Raw genomic sequence first — 21,234 nt, 5'->3', positions numbered from 1 at the left:
ATTTCAGCTATATCTCCATTATAATTCGTGATATAATATCGTAACTCATTACTGTGTTTACCGGTACTCATAGTACAACTTGACCTTGTTACTTTAATCATCTTACAGATGCCGCTTTTTGATCATCTTGGATGTAGCATCTCTGTATTATAGTGTAGATTTCATAATCTCTTTGATCTATTCTACCATGAGATTTATCGATTTCAGACAACACATCATCGGTAATAAGATGTTGTGAAGTATGTACTAAATATTCTTTCAGATGCTTCTGATTTGCTTTTATCTGTGTCAAATAAAAACGATTATTTTGTTCGATGTCAGATAATAATCCAGCAGAGTTATGCATGGCATTCAGACTAATTATCGCGGTATTCGGCATCTCCTTTATAGCCCCCTTGATAACCTCTTCTTTACTCTTTTTTGTTCCATCATAGTAACCTAAAAGTTGTTGTTTCTTTGTCAAGTGAGATAAAGCATAAACAATGCTCAGCCCTCTAGTGTTTTTTGCATTTAAATCAATGCTTCCTCTTAATTCTTTTCCATCAACAGCATACCATTCAGACGAATCCTGTTTACTCGTATGTATTGATGAGAAGAAGTTGAGATCTAACGAAGACAAGATTCTAGATAGTTGAACTCGACTAATACAATCATCAATATCCTTCTGAACAAACACATATATTCTCGTAGTTACGTACCATAATTACGATGAATCTTACTCATGTTTAGATGGCCATAGCTTCTCAAAATAGAGATCACTAGAAGTATCATTACAAAGTTTAACTCATGCATACGTCCAGAGTTACTTCTTGTATCATTAAGATTTATTTGTAGGTCGTGGTAAATTTAGTCTAATTCTGTCGTTTGAAAGGTCGTCATTCATGCTTTATATCTGTTTTTAGTAATCCTAATATAATATGAATTAGCAACCTTTTATTATGTCTGTATTTTATTAACATGTCCTGATTAATGTATTAAATTTTTGTTATGTATTTAGCAATATTATGATCTTTAATGGTTTGATTACGCACTATTAAATGGATGTTTTAAGAATGAATTAGATGTTTGTTCGCTGTCTTTATTAGAATGATTTATTGTTTTTTGACAACCTATGCAAATAGAGTGCAGTAGAGTATTATATCTTAGAAGACTGAAATGTGTTGATATAAAGTTGTATATGTGAATTTGTGATAATATATCAACTGAAATATGTTTTATTTTGTAAATGTATTTTCATTTTTATTATTATTAAATGTTGTTTTTTGTGATAAAAACAATAAATTCGTAACAATGACAATGATATATAAATTATGTAATATTTGTCTTAGGGTAGTGCATGTCTTGAGTCTATGTTTATTGTTATGTTTGATAATATCACGATAGTTATTGGATGTACCATGTTATATGATTTTGTTCATGATTGGATTAAATCTAAAAATCAGGATGTCTTTTTTATTAAATAGAGGGTTTCTATTTAATTGTGAGTAAATAAAATATCTAATACCAAGTGTCAATATTATAAGTGTAATGACAGTGTAACGTCAATAGATTATTTAATATAGTTTAGTTATATAGTCACGTCTTATTAATGTTTACTTTAATAGTAGTTTCAAAGAATATAAATTAAGTAATAGTTATGGCAATTAATTTATCAAAAGGACAAAGAGTTTCTTTAGACAAAGGGTTAAAGAGTATTTCAGTTGGTTTGGGTTGGGATCCTAATCAAGCTACTGGAGATGATTTTGATCTTGATGCATCAACATTTATGTTAGGAGCATCTGGAAAAATACCAACAGAAGAATATTTTGTATTCTATAATAATAGATTTTCTCCTGATGGATCGGTTGAAGGTGCCGAAGACGACACTACTGGTGGTGCCTCTGATGGTGATGATGATGAAGAGATTAAGGTTGATTTGACTAAGGTGAGTAGTGAAATAACAGAGATAGTATTTGTTGTTACGATTCACGACCACATAGCTAGAAAACAGAATTTTGGACAAGTAGGAAATTCGTATATCCGTATTGTTGATAATAATACGAATGAAGAGATTATGAAGTATGAGCTGGATGAAGATTTTTCAACAGAAGCATCAGTTGAATTTGGTCGACTTTATCGTCGAGGTGCAGAGTGGAAATTTGAAGCAATGGGACGAGGGTATGAGACTGGATTACAGTTTTTTGTAGATAAATATGTTTAGGTCTAATTAGATGTCTTTATTTAATAATTGAATGATATAACTCTTTGGAATAGACTCTTAAATTATGACTTAACAATGTTATTTGTAGTGAGTTGTAACGATATAAAAGATTCATATAATTAATATGTGTGCAAATTCATATTGTTATACGGATAATTATTTTCTATTCCATGGTTCTAAACGTGTTTAATGAATAATTCAGTGTCACTTTAATATTTTATACATATGGCAATAAATTTAGTAAAAGGTCAAAAAATTGATCTTAGAAAGAAAGATACAGGAACAGTATTATCTCAAGTTTGTGTTGGACTTAATTGGGGTGTAATCGAAAAAGAGGTCGAAGTAAGAGAAGGTGGATTTCTTGGTTTTGGAGGTACTCCTGTAATGAAGAAAAAAGTGATAGAGGTTGATCTTGACGCAAGTTGTTTGATGTTGAATTCAAATAAAGAAATCTTAGATGTTGTCTATTATGGACAACTAAAATCAACTGTTGGTGGGGTTACACACAGTGGAGACGATTTGACTGGAGATCTTGATGGTGATGATGGATTAGATAATGAAATCATCACAGTAGATTTTAAGAAAGTTCCTGCTCATGTTGACCAGATTATCTTTTTCTTAAACAGTTACAAGAAGCAAGATTTTGCTGATATTCCTTTCGCTACCATTCGTCTTTATGAGGGAACACCAGATAGAGTAAATACTATACATGCGATATACGATGTTGCTAATGGAAAAGAATTTGCTGGTAAGATTTCTATGGTTATGGGGAAATTCTATCGTAGAAATGGAGAGTGGAAATTTAGTGCTATTGGAGATCCAACCACTGATAGAGATCTAAAACAGACAATAACTACGATATTGACGAAATACGCATAATTAAAATATATGTCTGTGTACATTAAAAGAGTCGATTCTTGAAGATAAAGTTATTGATCTCAGCGATGCGATTAATGGAAATGTAAACCATTATTCATGGGTCGAGATATATGCGTGGGCTTTGTGACTCTCTTTTAGAATATACATAAAGTTCAGGTGAAATTTATCTATAAGAGTTGGCTTCGCTATTAGATACGATTAAACTAATGGCTGTGTCGGTACCTTAGAGTTTAAACTTTTGGTTGCATTATAAGGCTAAAACAAAGGTTTACCAAAAAGTGTAAAATCAGTTAATTAAATAGTTATGAGACGACTTCCAGTTTATTTACTTATTGATGTGTCGTATTCTATGGATGGAGAGCCATTAAGGGCAGTTCAACATGGGGTAGAAACATTGTCGTCAAGGTTATGTCGTAATCCACATGCCTTAGAGACAGCCTATTTAAGTGTCCTTACTTTTGCTAACGATGTACAAGTCGATGTTGAGTTGACCGAATTAGCATTGTTTCAATCTCCTACTTTAAAGACACGTGGAATGACGTCTTTAGGGTTAGGATTAAAAGAATTAAGTCTTCAGATTAAAAATGAGGTTAAGTTGTCAACAAGGGACCAAAAGGGGGATTGGAAACCTCTTATCTTTATTATGACAGATGGATCTCCAACAGATGATTGGAAGCGAGGACTTGTCGATTTTAAACAAGTAAGCAGTGGTGTGGTCGTTGCTTGTGCTGCAGGAGAGGGAGCAAATATTGATGTGTTAAAAGAGATAACTCCAAATGTAGTTAAACTCACCACGTTAGATGAAGGCACCATTGGAGAGTTCTTCAAATGGGTCTCATCTTCAATCGAAGTTTCAAGTACAAAAATTGAGACCACAGGAGAGGAAATGAATGACTTATTTGAATTACCACCACCGCCACAGGGTATTGATCTTGTTAAACATTAATTTAAAATGAGGAAGTTACCAGTATATTTGTTATTAGATGTTTCCGGCTCTATGTTTGGAGAACCGTTGGATGCCGTTAAAAGTGGAGTAAATATGATGGTCTCTACTCTTAGACAAGATCCGTATGCATTGGAAACTGCACATATAAGTGTGATAACATTTAATCATAGTGCAGAACAAGTAGTGCCACTAACGGAGCTTGTTATGTTTCAAGAACCAATGTTGACGGCAAGTGGTCAAACTTCATTTGGTGAAGCATTGACTCTGTTGAGTGACTGTGTAAAAGGGGATGTAAAGAAGACTACATCAAGTCAGAAAGGAGATTGGAAGCCATTAGTGTTTATTATGACTGATGGTTTACCAACCGATGATTGGCATAAAGGGTTGAAACGATTCCAAGAGCAGACATATGGAATGGTGGTAGCTTGTGCAGCAGGAGAACATGCTGATACTACTATTTTGAAGCAGGTAACTAATAATGTGGTCTCCATTGATAAAGCTGATACTGCATCTATTCAAGCTTTTTTTAAGTGGGTTTCTACTTCCATATCTGTTAGTAGTATGAGGGTTGAGAATGAGAGCAACGAGACCACTACTATTCTTGAACTACCGCCACCACCAGATGAGGTTAATATTGTTTTATAATTTTTATATCAATACTACTTTGAAATAAATAATAGCTGTTCGGTATAACCTATCCTCATTTCAAAATAGTATTGGTATTCGTGGGGAAATATCTCCTATCGGAGAAAAGAGAAATGATTAAACGAATTTCGAGGTATAATATAAGATGAGAAGATTACCAGTTTATTTATTGCTAGATACCTCTGGATCTATGACAGGTGAACCTATCCAGTCAGTAAATGTCGGGCTACAGTCTTTAATGACTTCATTGAGATCTGATCCCCATGCGTTAGATACAGTCTACATTAGTATCATTACTTTTGATAAAGAAGTACATGAGTTTTTGCCATTGACTGAACTTTCGTCAGTACAACTAGAGGAGGTTACATGTCCTAAATCAGGGCCAACATTTTTAGGCGAAGCACTCGAGATGGTGTTGAATAAGATGAAAAGAGAAGTGATTCTTTCTTCTAATGAACAGAAGGGAGATTGGATGCCTTTATTATTTATTATGACTGATGGAAAGCCATCTGATTTGATGAAGTTTAAAGAGATGGCTACCGAAATGCGGGCTGCTAATTTTGGAAGTATAATTGCTTGTGGTGCTGGTCCAAAGGCAAAGGAGGAGTATTTAAGAATGATAACTGATAACATAACTATGTTGGACCATATGGATAGTGCATCATTTGAGGCTTATTTCAGGTGGGTTTCAGAAGTTGTGAATCAGGGAAGTAAAAGTGCTGGTGTTTCAGAGGAGCTCATGTTACCACCTGCACCACCTGAATTAAATATTGTAATTTAATTATATTTTCTAGTATGAGGAAGCTACCTGTATTTTTTCTAGTAGACTTATCAGAGTCTATGATAGGTGAACCAATTGATTTGGTTTATAAAGGGATGGAGAGGCTATTGCGTAGTTTAAAGAAGAATCCCTATGCGTTAGAGACTGTTTGGATTGAAGTGATCGGTTTTGCTGGTAAAGGAAAGATTTTGGAGCCATATGAAGAACTACCGCTCTATTATCCACCAGATTTCCCTATTGGTGGTGGTACTTCTTTAGGAGCTGGATTAGACCTTTTGATGCAAGAGATTGATTGCCATGTAAAAAGAAGTACTTATCAGTCAAAAGGAGATTGGAAGCCTTTGGTGTTCCTATTTACTGATGGTCAACCGACAGATGATTATAAGATTTCGTTATCTAAATGGCAGGAGTTCTATAAAAATAGATGCCACACATTGGTAGCGACTCTCGGTAAGTCTGTATCAAATGAACTTCTTAGCCCCTTAGCTGATCAAGCTATTTTGTTAGATGGAGAACAGGATAAATGTTTCGAAAGTTATTTTAAATGGTTAACTGATTCGATTATCAATTCTAGTATTCAGGTCTCAGAAGGTATCGAGCCTAAAACAAATGTTGATAATATAGGACAGGGACTATCTAAAATAGATTTGAGTAAACATGACCATGAAGATGCCATTATTGATGACAACTATACAGTCATTTTAGGTGCATGCCAAAAGACAGAAGAGAAGTATTTGATTAAATACAAGCGAGGTGTTGAGATTCTAGATGGAGACGTTGACTCCTTCGATAAGGTATATCGCCTAAATGGAGTTCATCGTCTTGACTATGATAGTTATAAAGCATTATCAGGATCTGCTTCAAAAAGTAGTTTAGATACGAAGTATCTACGAGGTCTTCCTTCCTGTCCATATTGTTATAGTGCTCATGCATTTGCAATGTGTCAATGTGGTGGTGTCTTTTGTGTGGATACCGATACCGAGGAACAGAAATGTGCATGGTGTGGAACAATTGCAGTCTATGGAGTGTCAGAAGAGAGTTTTAAAGTTGATAGACGACAAGGTTAATGGAAAAAAGTGATTTATTAAATAGTCTCTGTCTTGAGATCCAAAATATAGAATCAGATCTTACAGTTATGCAAGATCAAATGAATTCCATGACTTCAAAGCTTGGAGGAATAAAAAAGGTATTTACACTGATAAAAGAGGAAGACGAAAGAATGGCTAAAGAGATTACAAAGGATTCCAAAAAGGTTATACAGTTGAAAAACGGTAAAGCAAATATGCCTTATAAAGAAATTGTTGATCTTGAGGCATTCGGTATTCCCAAAGATGCATTAATTGATTTTAATGGTATCCCACAATTGTCATGGAATAAAGATGATACCTGTTTTGAAGGTGACTTAATATTGCCAGGAGATTATAAAGGGACTTTAATTTATCAAGAGAATTTGAATAGCCGAGAGTTTACTCGTGATGTTCATATCCTTATTAATGCAGATCCGAGAACTTTGTGGGTTGATAAAGATCCACCTTTAGAAGGTCCATATTATAAAACCAATAAAGATTACTTGTCCAAGATTTTTAATAATCGAAGATTATTAGGTGCTTCTGTACGTGGGAAATCACATGCACAACGAGGAACGTTTAGAGATGATGATTTTAGTATTCAAACATGGGATAATGGATGGATATTACAGGTTGTTAGTGATGGTGCTGGATCGGCTATATATAGTAGAGAGGGATCACGAATGGCTTGTCAGTCTGTGGTTGACAATATCTCCACTGACGAAAATAGGGAGAAGATCCAGAGAATAGAAGATCTGATTGTGTCATTGAATTCTCCAATAGAATCTAATATTCAAAGAGAAAATGATGGGATTGATCTGAATAGGAGATCAGAAATTTGTTCTGATCAAAGTATGGTAGTTGAAAATACACTTGCAAAAGATTCTATTGATCAGTCTATTATATCAGAATTTGTAGCTGATCAGTATGATATAGTGGAAGGCGCACTTGTGGAAGGTGATACTGATCAAACAGAGGTAATAAAAGATACACTTACTGAAGATTATATTAGTCAAAATAAGATTGCGGTTGATCTACCTGAAGAGACTATCGTAGATACTGAGGAAATAAAACGTAAGAAGTTGTCTACTCTTATTCATGAATTGACTGTTCAAGCAGCTTTCAGTTCATTAAAAAAAATTGAAACATTCGCAAAAGAAAATAATAAGACTACAATAAAGAATTTTTCGTCAACATTATTGTTTACCCTGAGTAAAGAATTTGATTTTGGAACTGCAGTAATTAGTTTCTCTATTGGTGACGGTGCAATTGGAGTGGTGACAGAAAAAGAAGGAAAACTTTTAATGAAACCTGACGGAGGAGAATACTCAGGACAGACTTATTTTATTACTAGTAAAGAGTTATTTCAGAATAAGGATATCTATGATCGTTCTAAGTTTTGGTTGTTTAAAGATCGTGTGAAATCACTAATGTTGATGACAGATGGTATTTCTGATCCTAAGTTTGGAACAGAAAAAAACTTAGAGGACTCAAATTATTGGATGAAGTTATGGGGTGAATTAGAGCCCGTAATAAAGCAAGATCCACTAAATAAAGAGGATGTATTTGAGTGGTTAGAATTCTACGAAGTAGGAGAATATGATGATCGAACGCTAGTAATTCTATATTAACATGTCAATAAAATCAACATTAAGCCATAAAGGAATAAAGATTGAATGGGAGGATAAAATCATTGGTTCTGGAACCATGAAAGATGTCTATTTTAGCCCTGATAAGAGTTATGTGGTAGGATTTTTTAGATCAAAGCTAGATGCAAGTTCTAAAGATAGATTAGAAGCGATTGTAGGAGTTTATAAGGATAAGATTATAGATGGTCCTCATGGAGAGTATTGGTCAAAGTTGTTATGTTGGCCTTATGACATTGTGGAGTATAATGGAAAAACTGGAATTGTTGTTCCCGCATATCGAAAGGAGTTTTTCTTTAAATATGGTTCTTTTAATAATGACCTATTAGGTATCAAAGGACAGGAAAAGAATGGTAAATGGTTTGCTTCTGCAAAAAATCAAAATAGATTTCTTCATGAGAATGAGAAAGGTGATTTACTTAGTTATCTAAGAATATCGATTCTTTTAAGTCGATCAATGAAGCGATTACATGCCGCAGGATTAGCCCATTCGGATCTCTCATATAATAATGTTTTAATTGATCCTGAGGGAAAGAACGCTTGTATTATTGATATTGATGGCTTGGTTGTTCCAGGAAAGTATGCACCAGATGTTATTGGAACGCCCGATTTCGTAGCACCAGAAGTGATCATGACAAAAATGCTTGCTATCGATAATCCTAATCGAAAACTCCCAACTATATTGACTGATAGATATGCATTATCAGTATTGATATATATGTATCTGTTGTTTAGACACCCACTAAAAGGTGGAAAAATTAATGATCCTGATCCCTCGAAGGATGATGAACTTTCTATGGGAGCAAAGGCTCTATTTATTGAACATCATACTGATCGAAGTAATCGACCAAATCTTAATGATGTTCATCCAGCAGAATTACCTTATATCGATGTTAATAAGTTACCTTATACTATTCTTGGAGATTATCTAAAAGAGTTATTTGATAGAGCATTTATTGATGGAATACACCATCCCAATAAACGTCCTACTGCAGATGAATGGGAAGCAGCGTTGGTGAAAACAGTAGATCTATTACAGCCATGTCATAATCCCAAATGTAGTCATAAATGGTTTGTGTTTGATAATAAGATGTCGCCGCGATGTCCTTATTGTAATACATCTTATACTGAAGCGTTGCCTATCCTTAATTTCTTTTCAACACGAGAGAAAGGAAAATTTCTTAATGACAATGCAAGATTAATGGTGTATCATAACCAATATTTATATAGGTGGCATACCAATAGGTTGGTTCATCCCAATGAAAGATTAACAGATGAAGATAAGCAGCCTGTAGGTTATTTTGTAAAACATCAAGGAAAGTGGGTTTTAGTAAACCAAAGTCTACCAGAATTATATGATGTAACAAACAAGATAGTAATACCTATTGGAAAGCATGTGGTATTAGAAGACAACAACCAGTTGTTGTTAGAGAAGAGCAATGGTGGAAGGTTAGCACATATTCAAATGGTAAATAATTAGAATGTTATGATTAAAATAGGGTTGTTTTTATTGATTATAGGGTTATTCTTTTATCAAAAAGTAAGTTCGCATGCGAACCTATTAGATAGTCCATATGATAAGATTTATAAGGTTCTTGATACAGTTTTTGATTTATTGACTAGACCCTTTATGAATATAAATCCAATAAATATAGGAAGAGGTGTGAAATTAGATGTTGCTCCGTTTATTGTTCTAATTATTTTATTGGGTTTTATGATATTGGTATCTAGAGGATACATGAATTACACAAGATTTTAAACTAAGTTAATATAAAAAGGTATGATTGAATCAATTTTTGATAATTGGATTGGTGGATTTTCTTTGATGATAATAATGTCTGTTGTCATTGCAAAAGCGTGTGATATATTTGAACTTGCAGCCGATTATTTGGGTCGTAACATGGCTGATGGAGTAAAAGGAGCTACGATAAATGCTATCGGATCTTCTATGCCTGAGATGTTAACAACTGTCTTTTTCTTGATTTTTTACACTAAAACAGATATTGCGGAAGGTTTTGCTGCATCAGTAGGAGGAGATACTGGGTCTGCGATATTTAATAGCATTGTTATTCCAATGCTTGTAATTGGGATGGTCATTTCAACTATTGTAGGAGTAAAGGGTGTTAAGGTTGCGAAGAAAGTTATCTTAAGAGATGGTTTGTTTCTAATCGGTGCAGAAATCTTGCTTTTGGTATTATTATCGAGTGACTATATTACAATGTGGCATGGATGGGCTTTTACGGTTTTCTATATTGTCTATTTGACTTATACATTGATGTCTATGAGTAAAGAAGAGATGAATGGAGATGGAGAAGAAGAGGAGGAAGACGATGAAGAAGAAGGAGATTCATGGTATGAAAAATTCCTATTTAAAACAGATAAGGAACGTACAGTTAAGGCATGGTTCCTATTGTTGTTTGCGACAAGTTTTATTGCTTTAGGTTCTGCTGGATTAGTAAAAGGGACAGAGTTTATTGCTTCAGATTTTGGAATTAATCCATTGTTTATTTCTTTTATCCTTGTCGCAGCAGCGAGTAGTGTTCCCGATACGATAATATCTTTGAAAGATGCTAAAAAAGGGAATTATGATGATGCACTCTCTAATGTATTAGGTTCAAATATATTCGATATAACTATCAGTATGGGATTGCCTTTGGCTATATACCTTATGATTACTGGAACACCAATACCATTTAAGGATGCTGGTGCAACATTAATCGATATACGAATAATGCTTCTTGTTGTAACGATAATAACTATGTTGGTTTTTTATGTTTGTAAAGAACTGAAATGGAAACAGGTAACTATATTGGCTACGATATACTTCTTTTTTATTGTATATTCGCTTTCAGCTGGAGCTTATCTAGAGGGAGTGCATAATCCTCTTTCAGATACTGCAGGAGCTTTTATTGAGTTTCTTAATAAATCAGGTGGAATTGCAGAGGCACTACGTAACATAGCGAATAGTATTACTGGAGGATGGCATTAGTATCATGCATTAGTTGTATTATTAATACTACTTAATAAAATATCGATTTATTTCACCATAAATTGTTATAAAATATTATTCTGTTGAGGTCTATCATCTTCTCGTTTTTATTGATTCGGGAAAGATAGACCTTTTCTTATTGAATAAAGTGACACTACTGTGTGAAATAATTTCCATAGTTCAGTTTTTATTCTATTTCTCATATCTTTTTTTTGGGGAGTAATAAGAGTGGTAGTATAAAGAATATGGCGATTATGGAGAAGATCAGTCCTCCTATGGTTCCCAAGGCAAAAGAGTACCAAAAGGCTTCGTCTTTTTGAAACAGAAGAAATGGAACCAATCCGAGTACTGTGGATAGTATGGTTAAAAGGATGGGAGATATTTTATAATGCACGGCTTTCATGTAGTGCTGGGTTGTATTTTGTATTGGAGTCTTTCGTTGGAAGCTATTAAAGTCGTTGACAATGTATAGTGCTGCATTGACAGCAATACCACATAGCATGATAAAGGATGCATAACCTCCATAGTCGCATGGGAACTCAAGGGTTCCAAACATAAAGAATACTCCAGTGAAGCTTAGTGGGAGCACCATCAATATTTGTAATGGTTGTTTGATGGATTCGAGAAGGGTGGCACAGATGATAAAGATAATAAATAGCGCTATCGCAAGCCATAGTAGTACATTATCCTTTTCGTACCATCGGTCATGATAGTATTTGAAGTCTACAGAGAATCCCATAGGCATTTCACGTCGTAGAAGAGACATCTCGTTCTCTATCACTCGTTCCATCGTTTTGTCACTTCCCTTAAAAGAGAAGTTAATGAATAGGAGGTACTGCTGCTCTTTTTTAAGGATAGGAAAGACAATATTTCCTTCCTCCATATGTGCTAACTCTTTTAAATAGGTCGTACGAAAAGCGCCATCTACTTGCTGGTGCATAAGGTCCCACATGGAGTAGTTCTGGTATTGGTCAGAGAACATTTCTATATGGTTGGTTGATAACCATGGTGAGATGAGATAGATATTCTCGGTACGTGTATGTTCTACCATCGCCTTGTAGAGTTGAGATGGCGAGATTCCATTCTGTTGAAGTTTCGCTGTATTGATCTTTAGTTTCCTTCCCTCTTTAAGTACCACTCCCCATCCTGTCTCTCCTTTGATCTCTGGGGCTTGTACTCTTGATTGCTTCAGCAGCTGTGCTTGAAGTTTTTGTGCATAGCGATAGAGCTTTTCATAGTCGTAGCCATGTAACTCTAACACTTGGTCATCTATTTTTCCTGAGCGAGCATTGTAGTATGCTTTTCCTACCCCAAAGATATTCCAATCGACACCACCTGTTACGACTCCAAATATATCCATATCCCTTTTGACTTCGAAAGGGAGGGCGCTTCTCTCCCCTTTGGGAGTGAAATAGATCTCTATTTGAAACTCATCGGGGTTGTATAGGGTGGTGATGAATTTACGTATCTCATGATATTTGGCGAGATGTTGTTCTATTCGACGAGCGATTTGATCTAACTGTTCGAAGGTGCCACCTTCGCGATTCTTGCATATAACCATGAGTTTGGTCTCTTCCATTTTGCGATCGCCTTGAGAACTATTGATGGCTTCATGAAACTGATATAGCGTTCCGCCAACTCGTGCTTCGATGGTGTTACGGTGGCGTTTATAGTAATCGCTTCCAATAGTAAAATCGAACAGTGGTTTAAGGGGATGGTTTTCGTCGATCTCTTCTGGGATAAGGTATAGCGGAATGCCGAAAGCCCATACCATGAGTAGTAGTGGTATGGCACGATAGCGACGCATCCAGTATAAAAGCCATAGGTAACGATGACTCCATCGAATTTGACGTCGTTGTTTGCCCATCTTCTTGGCTTTGGGTCTCTCTTTGAGGGGAAAGCGATGCATCAATGCAGGGATGAGATATAGGGCAATCAACAGCGAAAGAGATAGATGGATGATCACCACCCAAGCAAAGTCTTTGAGGATTAACTGTAGCTGTTCTGACTGAAAGAATACTACCGATAAGGCACCAATTGTGGTTAGAGTGGCTGCTAGGATTGCCCAAAATACTCTTATCCCTCCTTTGTGTCTTAGGTGGTCGATCATTACAATGGTGTTGTCAATCACCATTCCTAAAGAGATGGTAAGCCCTGCTAATGCATACATATGCACTTCAATGTTGAAGAGCCAATAGAGCCCAATGGCAATGAATATGTTGACTAGTAGCGTAATGATCACATATACCACATACCTGCCACTACGGGTGACCCATAAGACGAAGAGAAGAAGTAGGACCAGAGAGAGAAGGGTGCGATAGATCATCGTGGTGATCGCTACTTTTAAGGGTTTGGCTGCATTATGTGTTATTTCGAGTTCCCATCCTTGTGGTAGTTGTTGGCTTAAAAAAGACACTTTATTGAAGATGTGTTTGGCTAGGTCTAGTTGGTTGACTCCCTCTTCAGGAAGGATATTAAAGGATAGCACCTGTTTGCCATCGACTCGGATGATCTGTTGCTTCTGCTTGGGTGTTTGATAGATGTCGGCCACCTCTTTGAGCATAATAGTTTGTCTATTGGGAAGAAGTAGGGGTAGGTTTTCCAATGCATTATGAGCACTGTTTTTAGCATGTAACCAGACCTGTAGCGTCTGATGGTCTTTGGTCTCTATGGTTCCTATTTGGTTACTCTGTAAGTGGGTTTGTATGGCCTTCCTAATATCCTTGGGTTGTATGTCTAATAGTCTGCATTTATGGCTATTGAAAACGATATTCCACTGCTGCTGTTCTTTTCCATATGTGTTCACGGATTGTACGCCAGTGATCATTCCTATTTGTGGAATGACACGCTTTTCGAGATAGTAAACCATCTTCTCTATGGGGGCTTGTGCTTTGAGTTGATAACGAACGATAGGGTCGCTCTGTTTCATTCCCCCAATATAGAGGTTTGGAAATGAAACCCCTGAGGGAAGGGTGTGGTAGATACGTCGAATCACTGATAGGGCTTCGAATTGGAACATCTCTAGATCGGTTCCCTTTTTAAGTGACAAGGTGATATAACCTCCTCCTTCTTGCGTTCTTGATGAGATCTTCTTTACTCCATGTAAGGTGGCCAACCCAGACTCCAGTTTAGAGGTTACTTCTGTTTCGATTGATTTAGCGGTGGCATTGGCCCAATAGAAAGATACGGAGACTCTCTTCGAGGTTCTTGACGGATTAAGACGTAGGTCGATTTTGCTGCTTAATACCAATCCTAGTAAAGCCGCAATCCCAAAGAGGAGTATGATGGAGAAATTTGATCGTATCTTCATGTTACTTTTGTGTCGAGTGTCCTTTGGATGTAAAGGTTAATGTGGTACGTTGAAGCTTGGTCATGCCTACAAAAAGAAGCGGAACGATAAAGAGGCTCACTAGGGTACCTAAGGTCATTCCCCCTATCACTGCGAGAGCTAATGGTATCTGTAGGTCGTTTCCAATGCCATCACCAAAAAGGAATGGGGTCATCGCTAAGATGGTGGTGAGACTGGTCATTACAATGGATTTAAAACGACGTTGTCCTCCCACTAATAGTGCTTTGTATAGTGACATCTTTTGTTGGATCATCAATTGCTGTATGGTGTCAATTTTAAGGATGGAGTCGTTGATGATAATTCCACTCATCACCACCATTCCAATCAGAGACATCAGGTTGATGGATTGTCCAAAGAGTTTTAACATAAGCATCACTCCAAAGAGATCGATAGGGACTTCTAACAAGACGATGAAAGGCAGAAGGAACGACTCGAACTGAATGGACATAATAAGATAGAGAAGGAGTAAGGATACGATGAAAACCCCCATTAGCTCTTTTACCATCGCTTCTCTTTCCCATATATCTCCGCCATAAACGAGCTCTACCTGATCAACTTCGTCTACTATTTTATGAAGAGATAAGATGCGTTTGTCGGCCTCTTTTGAGTTTGCTACATCGTAGATATCTAGCGGATAATACGTTCCTATGGTTCCTCCTTCGATATGTTTGAGACGCTTTGTCGGCACAAGTTTTGCAAACTGAGATAGGGCTACCTTATCGCCATTGGCATTGGGTACTTCTATCTGTGTTAGAAAGTTTGATGCATGTTGGACAGGGCTCTTTACTACGATAGGCAGTCGTGTGACCCCATCGGTAAGGTGTAAGATTGTCTCTTGTCCTAAACTTCTTTTTAATACTTTGGCTACTGCTTCGGGTGATATTTGCCATGCATTCATCTTTGGTGTCTCTATCTCTATTTGGTAGATCTCTTTCATAGATAGGTCAGGAATGGAGTCTATTGCGTTCGATTGACGTAGCTTTTCCCATAGCTTCTGTAATGGAGCTACTTGTGCCATGTCATCCAGCAGAAATTGCGCCTGTAGTGGTGCTTTCTGCTTTCCCATAAAGAGGGTGAGGAAGTTTTCTGAAGCGCTGAAAGTGATGTTTGCTTCTGGGTGTTGTTTAAAGATTTTCTGTTGAATATGGGCCTCTATCTCTCTTAACTGGTCGCTGTTCTCTGCCGAAAGATAGATCATGGCATCTCCTACCTCTGTCTGGTCGCCTTGGAACATGACGAAATCCTGTGTGCCTAAATAGCCTACTGACATGGTCGGTTTGGGGGTGAGGTTGTCTAGAAGTGCGTGGACACGTAGTCGATTCTCTTTAAGGGTAATGGGACGGTTCCATGATATTTTTACCCCTATCTCGTTTTGAGAAATGGTGGGCATCACCTGTTTTGGAAGTGTTCGAGCCATCCATAGTGCTGCAACCATCATGAGGAAAGAGAGGGCTGTCATCCTTCTGCTGTGACGTAAACAGTAGACCATCCCCTTCTCATAAAGATGAATAAGGTGTTTGACCCATCGGTTCTCTGTAAAGTCGACCTGTTGCTTCCGAATGAATGTGATGCGATAGGCCATGGGGAGAAAGGTGACGGATACCAAGAGGGAGACTCCTAGCCCGATGGTGATGGCCATGGCTTGATCGTAGAATAGTGCGCCTGATATTCCACTGAGGAAGATGAGAGGGATGAAAACAGCACAGGTGGTCAGAGCAGAGCTCAGCATGGGTTTAAACACTTCGGATGCCCCTTCGATACAAGCATGGTCTAATGAGGTTCCTCGCTCTCGATGTTGGGTGATGTTGTCCATCACGATGATGGCATTATCAATCATCATCCCTACCCCTAATATTAGTCCCGAGATGGAGATCAGGTTCATGGTGATTCCTAGAAAATAGAAGCCCATAAAGCAGATGATAAGGCTCACGGGAATGGTGAGGGTCATCAGTAGGGATACACGGTAGTCTTTCATAAAGAAAAACATGATAAGGATCGCTAGTAGGGCTCCAATAAATAGACTCTGTTTTAAGTTATCAATGGCAAATGCCAAGAGGGTGGTCTGATCCCTGGTGATGGTAAACGAGAGTTCTGGATATCCTTTTTGTAAATCGACGATTACTTCGTTTAGAGCCGTTTTAAGGTCCTCAAATCTTGCTTCGGACTTCTGGATCACTGCAAGTGATATTGCGCTTCTATGCCCCTCTATTACCTCTCCCTGATGTGGTTTCATCTCTTCCTTGATGTTGACTAGCCTAGTGAGGGGTATCGATCGACCTCCTTGGGTAAACATCAGTTGGTTAAGATCTTCAGGCGTTTGGATGCTACCATTATAGTTGATATAGAACTCATAAGCTCCATCTACTACTCTGAGATCGTTGCAACGTATCTGCGATTGACGCATGAACTGTTCTAATGCTTCGATGGTAATATGGTGTGCTGTCAGTGCTTTATGGTTGGGCCGTATGGTGATTTGTGAGGTGATCATTCCCGTGTGGTCTATCATCGCCACTTCGGGGATCTGCTCTAAACGACGAAGTACGACGGCTTGGGTAAATTTAGATAGGTTGAGGAAGGTCTGATTATCTTCTCCTTTTTTGGATGTGATCTGTATATAGCATGTTGGCAGGTCTGTAACACTGGCTTTCATCACCTGTGGACGCTCCATCTCTTTGGGAAGAGAGGAGAGGGTACGATCAATCTTTTCATGGGTGGCGATAAAGGCCCTGTCAATATCCGTCCCGTAGTAGAAGCGTAACGATAGTACAGCAGAGCCATCCCGACTATCACTGTGGATCTCTTTCAAATGGGGTAGTTGCATTAGGCTACTCCTTAAGGGACTAGTGGCTTGTTGCTCTATGACCGAGGCACTTACATTGGGCTGGTTTACTCGCACCGTAATTTGTGGAATATGCACTTTGGGAAGCATGGCTATGGGGAGCTTGAGAAATGCAACGATCCCAAGTATGGTCAGCGATAGGAATATCATCCCTATAGCGATGGGACGACGTACGATTTCTTTATGCATAAGAAGTGGTGTGTGGCTATTGTTTTAATTCAATGACTTTCTCTAATACGATGTCAGAGTGATGGGCAAGGTTAACACAATTAGAGACAATGAGTGAGTCGCCCTGTTCAACGCCTTTGGAGATGTTGAGGGAGTTGGCATTCTCTCCGATGATATCAATATATTTCCAATGGGCTTCGGGGCCCTTCTTGATGAATACAATACGTTTGCCACCACGGCGAAGTACGGCCTCTTTGGGAAGGACAATCTGGTTTGGTATCGTGTGGTATACCTCTACCATGGCATGCATCCCATCCATGATAGTCTGGTTGTTTTGTGGCATTATTTCCCCCGTTAAAGAGATAAAGCCATAAGTGTCTACTTTAGGGGTAATATGGAGTAACTTCCCATGTAAGGTGTCTTGTGTTGATAGCATCACCACATGAAGGGCATCTCCTTTATGAAGTTTCGGGAGGTCACTTTCGAGGATCTTAAAGGTCACCTCGTATGCTTTGTTTGGGATATATTCGAACATCTTTGTGCCCATCTCGACCTCTTGGAGGTTGGGGCTTATCTCTTGAGATATCTGTCCGTCGAATGGGGCACGGATTTGTAGTGACTCTTTTTCTCTTCGACATATATCAAACTGCTTCTGGGCTTCCAAAAGTCCTACTTGTAGTGCGATAGAGTGTCTCTGGGCTTCCAATGTTTGAGCCTCGTCTTTCATCCCCACCAATCCCATCATCTTGTTTTTATACTCCAGACTACATCGGTCTACTTGCAGTTTTGCTTTGTCATAACGATCGATGGCCTGTGGACTTGTTATTTCTGCGATGATAGCCCCTTTGCTTATGGTGGAGCCAATGGTTTGATGGTAGTGAATCGTTCCTTTCGAGGGCGCTGAAATGGTGATCTTCTCAGATGCATATACGACACCTTGGTAAGAGAAAGTCTCATGAAATGATTGCCTTTTTAGAATGGTTACATCCACAGGCACTGCCACTTCTCTTTCAACCTCTTGGGATGTCGTATTCATGTTCACGCTTTGTTTGTCTCTACATCCAATAAGTCCCAATAGGGTAATCATGAGTAAGGTGTATCGCTTCATAGTGCTTATGGTTTATATCATTATTGGGATCGAATGTATAGAGTATCTGGAGCAGATGCGCCACTATGTTTAATCAGACATCTCTTTTGTAACTTCGATTGATCTTCTCTGGTTATGGTCAAAGTAATGGTGGCTCTTTGGTGGGGAACCACTGGCTTTGTATCCCATTGAGGATCTACACATCCACATGAAGAGATCAAACGATAGATACGAATAGGTGTCCTCCCTCTGTTTTCTAATAAGAGCTCTATTTGGAACTTATTAGAGAGCTTCTCCGTGGGAATACTTATGGTTTGACTCGATCCTATATATCCTGAAAATGTTCCTCCCGAGTCTATGGGCGTCGGAGAAGAACATTGTGTTAATAAATATATAAAAAATATGCTAACTATCCATCTCATAAGGCAGATATTGTATCGATAATGGCATTATAACGAGTGATACAGTCAGGGTCTAATAGCGGATCTCCCGTCATAACGATCTTATTGCTCGGATCAACAAGGAATACACGCTTAGACTCATCGGGAGTAAAGAGTTGATTACTCTCTTCAAATATAAAGTTCCGATCCCATACCAGTTCACCTTCTACCTTCACTTGAGCATACATCTTGTTCCTAAAATAGAGTGAATCACCTGGTTGAATATTTAAGATATGAATCACATCCATCTTATCAATCCCATGAAGTCTACTAAAAAGCTTCTGGTCTACAAGGTTTAGTTTGCCATATATACATTTAGGACAAGTCGCATCATGAATGGTAATCATACGATATTTGCCCTTCTGTAAGCTGTCAGGAATATCACGTATCACCATTTGATTGAAGATCAATTTCAGCTCTTTGTCGAAATGAATCTGTTTACCAATAAAAGGATCTTTGGGTTTATGATGGCAAGAAATCAAGATCGTGCAAAAGGTCCTTAGAAGGAGAATATATTTGGTAGGTTTCATTGTTGTTAATTATAGATGTATAGTTGTGAAAGCAATGTCATTTTTACGTCTGTATAATAGGATTCTTTTTTTATCAGGAAGAGGAATTGCATTATAGAAATTTGAAGATGTTTTTAATGTCTTTATGTAATTACCGTTCATATCTAAGCATAAAAGTTGATTGAACCCAACTTCTTCAATTATACCTCTACTATTTTTCATATAACCATCTCCATAAAAGGATGGAATAAATAATTTATTATTTATTCCAATTGGTCGTCCATAGTATCTTTTGTGTTTGTTTTTTTTCAATTTCACCTCTCCTTGGATATGTTTTATTAAATTTCCTTTAATGTCATATATAGAAACAAGGTTATAATTGAAGTAAGTAATAATTATTCTGTTCTTATATGATGCAAAATAACATTGTAATTTATTGTTGTCTATCTCATTGGGTAGAGAGATCATTTTCTTATAAGTTCCTGTGTAAAGATTTCCTTTGTTTATATTTACTTCAAAATTTGAACTTGACCCTATTCTAGCTTGTACTCCTACATATAGTGAATCAGAAAGCATCCTGTAGAAATATGGATAATCTTTGATGTCTTTTTGATGTAGAAGTTCTAATGGTAAGTAGTTTTGATTTTTTATAGCCTTGACAACATCATAATAGTACACAATGTTTTTGCTGTGATCTTGCATTATAAACCCATGTTTGTATGGAATGACTTTATAGTAATACGATATCTCTCCAGGGCCTTCTCCTTTTTTTCCTGTTGCACCGAGTTTCTTGAAGTTATTTATATCATAGATTAATAATCCATTGTCCGTACATTCAGTATCGTTAATAATAAGGTATTTATCATGCAAATTGTTTATAAGATAGGTGTTTCCTATCTGCTCCTTATTAAGAGGTTTAACAGGTGTCTCTTTCATTATAGATATTTTGTTCTTAAGTTGATTAAGATAAATTACCCGTTCGTTCTTTTTACAACTTGTATAAACAAAAAAAAGTGTAATAATAAAAAGAAAGGTTTTACTATTCTTCATAGAATTGGTTTATTATTTAATGTTAGAGAGAATATGAAGGCTAGATTGTTTTAAATAAATATTGATAATACGTAGAACAACCTAGTCATATACTATTTTATTCGGCCTCAATCCCTACACGAATGCCGCCACATTCGCATGCTCCAGGATCATGGTGACATCCATTTGGACATCGTGTGTTATGAATTTCATCACCCGGTCCTGCAATTGCATTTACATAGCCAAAGATTCCTCCTGTTGCAAGGATACAAATCAATAATAATTTTTTCATATTGGCTATTTTGTGATTAATAATATAACATTAAATGTTAAGATATGTTTTCCGTTGTTTATGTGCAAGTTTTGTGTGTTTTATTTGGACTGGAATTATTTTGTATGGGTTGATTCTAAATGATTAAGTTCCTGTTTTGTATATGCCTATTGCTTTAATTTTGTTGATTTGTTTTATTGTGTAATATCCTTAAATTGTTTTATTGTGTGGGCTGTTTCCTCAGAATATATAGGTTTGTATAATCGATTGTGGTAAATGGCATTTCACTTTTGTATATACAGAATAGATGAGGTAATGTATACTTTTAGGACAAGTCGCATCATGAATGGTGATGATACGATATTTGCCCTTCTGTAAGCTGTCAGGAA

At 37.1% G+C, this 21,234-nt stretch carries 18 protein-coding genes; 10 read left to right on the top strand and 8 right to left on the bottom strand.

Annotated elements, in window-relative coordinates:
- Positions 1-97: 97 nt before the first annotated feature.
- Entirely contained in the window at positions 98-676 is a 579-nt protein-coding gene (locus K5X82_08170) for a hypothetical protein (GenBank protein QZT38865.1), read from the bottom strand.
- A 960-nt stretch (positions 677-1,636) separates the two neighbouring features.
- Here K5X82_08170 and K5X82_08165 point away from each other — a divergent pair.
- The 10 genes from K5X82_08165 to K5X82_08120 all read left to right on the top strand — a co-directional run bounded on the left by K5X82_08165 (position 1,637) and on the right by K5X82_08120 (position 11,153).
- Positions 1,637-2,200 (top strand): TerD family protein, encoded by a 564-nt coding sequence (locus K5X82_08165; GenBank protein QZT38864.1) that lies wholly within the window; start codon positions 1,637-1,639, stop codon positions 2,198-2,200.
- Positions 2,201-2,425: 225 nt separating this feature from the next.
- Complete coding sequence (locus K5X82_08160; GenBank protein QZT38863.1) at positions 2,426-3,079, top strand: TerD family protein; 654 nt, start codon at positions 2,426-2,428, stop codon at positions 3,077-3,079.
- Between the two features lie 304 nt (positions 3,080-3,383).
- Entirely contained in the window at positions 3,384-4,025 is a 642-nt protein-coding gene (locus K5X82_08155; GenBank protein QZT38862.1) for a VWA domain-containing protein, read from the top strand.
- 6 nt (positions 4,026-4,031) lie between these two features.
- Positions 4,032-4,670 (top strand): VWA domain-containing protein, encoded by a 639-nt coding sequence (locus K5X82_08150; protein ID QZT38861.1) that lies wholly within the window; start codon positions 4,032-4,034, stop codon positions 4,668-4,670.
- Between the two features lie 145 nt (positions 4,671-4,815).
- Entirely contained in the window at positions 4,816-5,451 is a 636-nt protein-coding gene (locus K5X82_08145; protein ID QZT38860.1) for a VWA domain-containing protein, read from the top strand.
- A gap of 14 nt (positions 5,452-5,465) precedes the next feature.
- Entirely contained in the window at positions 5,466-6,518 is a 1,053-nt protein-coding gene (locus K5X82_08140) for a hypothetical protein (protein QZT38859.1), read from the top strand.
- On the top strand, positions 6,518-8,149 hold the full coding sequence (locus tag K5X82_08135) for a protein phosphatase 2C domain-containing protein (protein ID QZT38858.1): 1,632 nt from the start codon (positions 6,518-6,520) through the stop codon (positions 8,147-8,149). Before K5X82_08140 ends, K5X82_08135 begins: the two co-directional genes overlap by 1 nt.
- Position 8,150: 1 nt before the next feature.
- Positions 8,151-9,644 carry a hypothetical protein gene (locus tag K5X82_08130; protein ID QZT38857.1) on the top strand — a complete coding sequence of 498 codons (1,494 nt, stop codon included), beginning with the start codon at positions 8,151-8,153 and terminating at the stop codon, positions 9,642-9,644.
- A gap of 6 nt (positions 9,645-9,650) precedes the next feature.
- Complete coding sequence (locus K5X82_08125) at positions 9,651-9,923, top strand: YggT family protein (protein ID QZT38856.1); 273 nt, start codon at positions 9,651-9,653, stop codon at positions 9,921-9,923.
- Positions 9,924-9,944: 21 nt separating this feature from the next.
- A complete protein-coding gene (locus K5X82_08120; GenBank protein QZT38855.1) occupies positions 9,945-11,153 on the top strand; it encodes a hypothetical protein in 1,209 nt (402 codons plus the stop codon).
- 199 nt (positions 11,154-11,352) lie between these two features.
- On the opposite strand, the gene K5X82_08115 is transcribed toward K5X82_08120, so the two are convergent.
- The 7 genes from K5X82_08115 to K5X82_08085 form a co-directional block, all read right to left on the bottom strand.
- Entirely contained in the window at positions 11,353-14,463 is a 3,111-nt protein-coding gene (locus K5X82_08115) for an efflux RND transporter permease subunit (GenBank protein QZT38854.1), read from the bottom strand.
- A gap of 1 nt (position 14,464) precedes the next feature.
- Entirely contained in the window at positions 14,465-17,530 is a 3,066-nt protein-coding gene (locus tag K5X82_08110; GenBank protein ID QZT38853.1) for an efflux RND transporter permease subunit, read from the bottom strand.
- Positions 17,531-17,546: 16 nt separating this feature from the next.
- Complete coding sequence (locus K5X82_08105; protein ID QZT38852.1) at positions 17,547-18,617, bottom strand: efflux RND transporter periplasmic adaptor subunit; 1,071 nt, start codon at positions 18,615-18,617, stop codon at positions 17,547-17,549.
- 20 nt (positions 18,618-18,637) lie between these two features.
- Positions 18,638-19,018, bottom strand: coding sequence for a DUF1573 domain-containing protein (locus K5X82_08100; protein ID QZT38851.1), 381 nt, complete (start codon positions 19,016-19,018; stop codon positions 18,638-18,640).
- Complete coding sequence (locus tag K5X82_08095; GenBank protein QZT38850.1) at positions 19,015-19,566, bottom strand: hypothetical protein; 552 nt, start codon at positions 19,564-19,566, stop codon at positions 19,015-19,017. The genes K5X82_08100 and K5X82_08095 overlap by 4 nt, the downstream gene beginning before the upstream one ends.
- 9 nt (positions 19,567-19,575) lie before the next feature.
- Positions 19,576-20,595 carry a hypothetical protein gene (locus K5X82_08090; protein ID QZT38849.1) on the bottom strand — a complete coding sequence of 340 codons (1,020 nt, stop codon included), beginning with the start codon at positions 20,593-20,595 and terminating at the stop codon, positions 19,576-19,578.
- 97 nt (positions 20,596-20,692) lie between these two features.
- On the bottom strand, positions 20,693-20,866 hold the full coding sequence (locus tag K5X82_08085; protein QZT38848.1) for a hypothetical protein: 174 nt from the start codon (positions 20,864-20,866) through the stop codon (positions 20,693-20,695).
- Between the last annotated feature and the right edge of the window lie 368 nt (positions 20,867-21,234).

It is taken from the genome of Prolixibacteraceae bacterium (assembly GCA_019856515.1).
Lineage (GTDB): Bacteria > Bacteroidota > Bacteroidia > Bacteroidales > Prolixibacteraceae > Halosquirtibacter > Halosquirtibacter xylanolyticus.
The sequence above is the reverse complement of the archived record's forward strand: the minus strand, read 5'-3'. Positions and strand labels throughout refer to the sequence as shown.

Bases quoted from the DNA above. Each gene is read 5' to 3' on its own strand.
- K5X82_08165 (QZT38864.1), top strand. From the start codon at position 1,637: ATGGCAATTAATTTATCAAAAGGACAAAGAGTTTCTTTAGACAAAGGG.
- K5X82_08160 (QZT38863.1), top strand. From the start codon at position 2,426: ATGGCAATAAATTTAGTAAAAGGTCAAAAAATTGATCTTAGAAAGAAA.
- K5X82_08155 (QZT38862.1), top strand. From the start codon at position 3,384: ATGAGACGACTTCCAGTTTATTTACTTATTGATGTGTCGTATTCTATG.
- K5X82_08150 (QZT38861.1), top strand. From the start codon at position 4,032: ATGAGGAAGTTACCAGTATATTTGTTATTAGATGTTTCCGGCTCTATG.
- K5X82_08145 (QZT38860.1), top strand. From the start codon at position 4,816: ATGAGAAGATTACCAGTTTATTTATTGCTAGATACCTCTGGATCTATG.
- K5X82_08140 (QZT38859.1), top strand. From the start codon at position 5,466: ATGAGGAAGCTACCTGTATTTTTTCTAGTAGACTTATCAGAGTCTATG.
- K5X82_08135 (QZT38858.1), top strand. From the start codon at position 6,518: ATGGAAAAAAGTGATTTATTAAATAGTCTCTGTCTTGAGATCCAAAAT.
- K5X82_08130 (QZT38857.1), top strand. From the start codon at position 8,151: ATGTCAATAAAATCAACATTAAGCCATAAAGGAATAAAGATTGAATGG.
- K5X82_08125 (QZT38856.1), top strand. From the start codon at position 9,651: ATGATTAAAATAGGGTTGTTTTTATTGATTATAGGGTTATTCTTTTAT.
- K5X82_08120 (QZT38855.1), top strand. From the start codon at position 9,945: ATGATTGAATCAATTTTTGATAATTGGATTGGTGGATTTTCTTTGATG.
- K5X82_08115 (QZT38854.1), bottom strand. From the start codon at position 14,463: ATGAAGATACGATCAAATTTCTCCATCATACTCCTCTTTGGGATTGCG.
- K5X82_08110 (QZT38853.1), bottom strand. From the start codon at position 17,530: ATGCATAAAGAAATCGTACGTCGTCCCATCGCTATAGGGATGATATTC.
- K5X82_08105 (QZT38852.1), bottom strand. From the start codon at position 18,617: ATGAAGCGATACACCTTACTCATGATTACCCTATTGGGACTTATTGGA.
- K5X82_08100 (QZT38851.1), bottom strand. From the start codon at position 19,018: ATGAGATGGATAGTTAGCATATTTTTTATATATTTATTAACACAATGT.
- K5X82_08095 (QZT38850.1), bottom strand. From the start codon at position 19,566: ATGAAACCTACCAAATATATTCTCCTTCTAAGGACCTTTTGCACGATC.
- K5X82_08090 (QZT38849.1), bottom strand. From the start codon at position 20,595: ATGAAGAATAGTAAAACCTTTCTTTTTATTATTACACTTTTTTTTGTT.
- K5X82_08085 (QZT38848.1), bottom strand. From the start codon at position 20,866: ATGAAAAAATTATTATTGATTTGTATCCTTGCAACAGGAGGAATCTTT.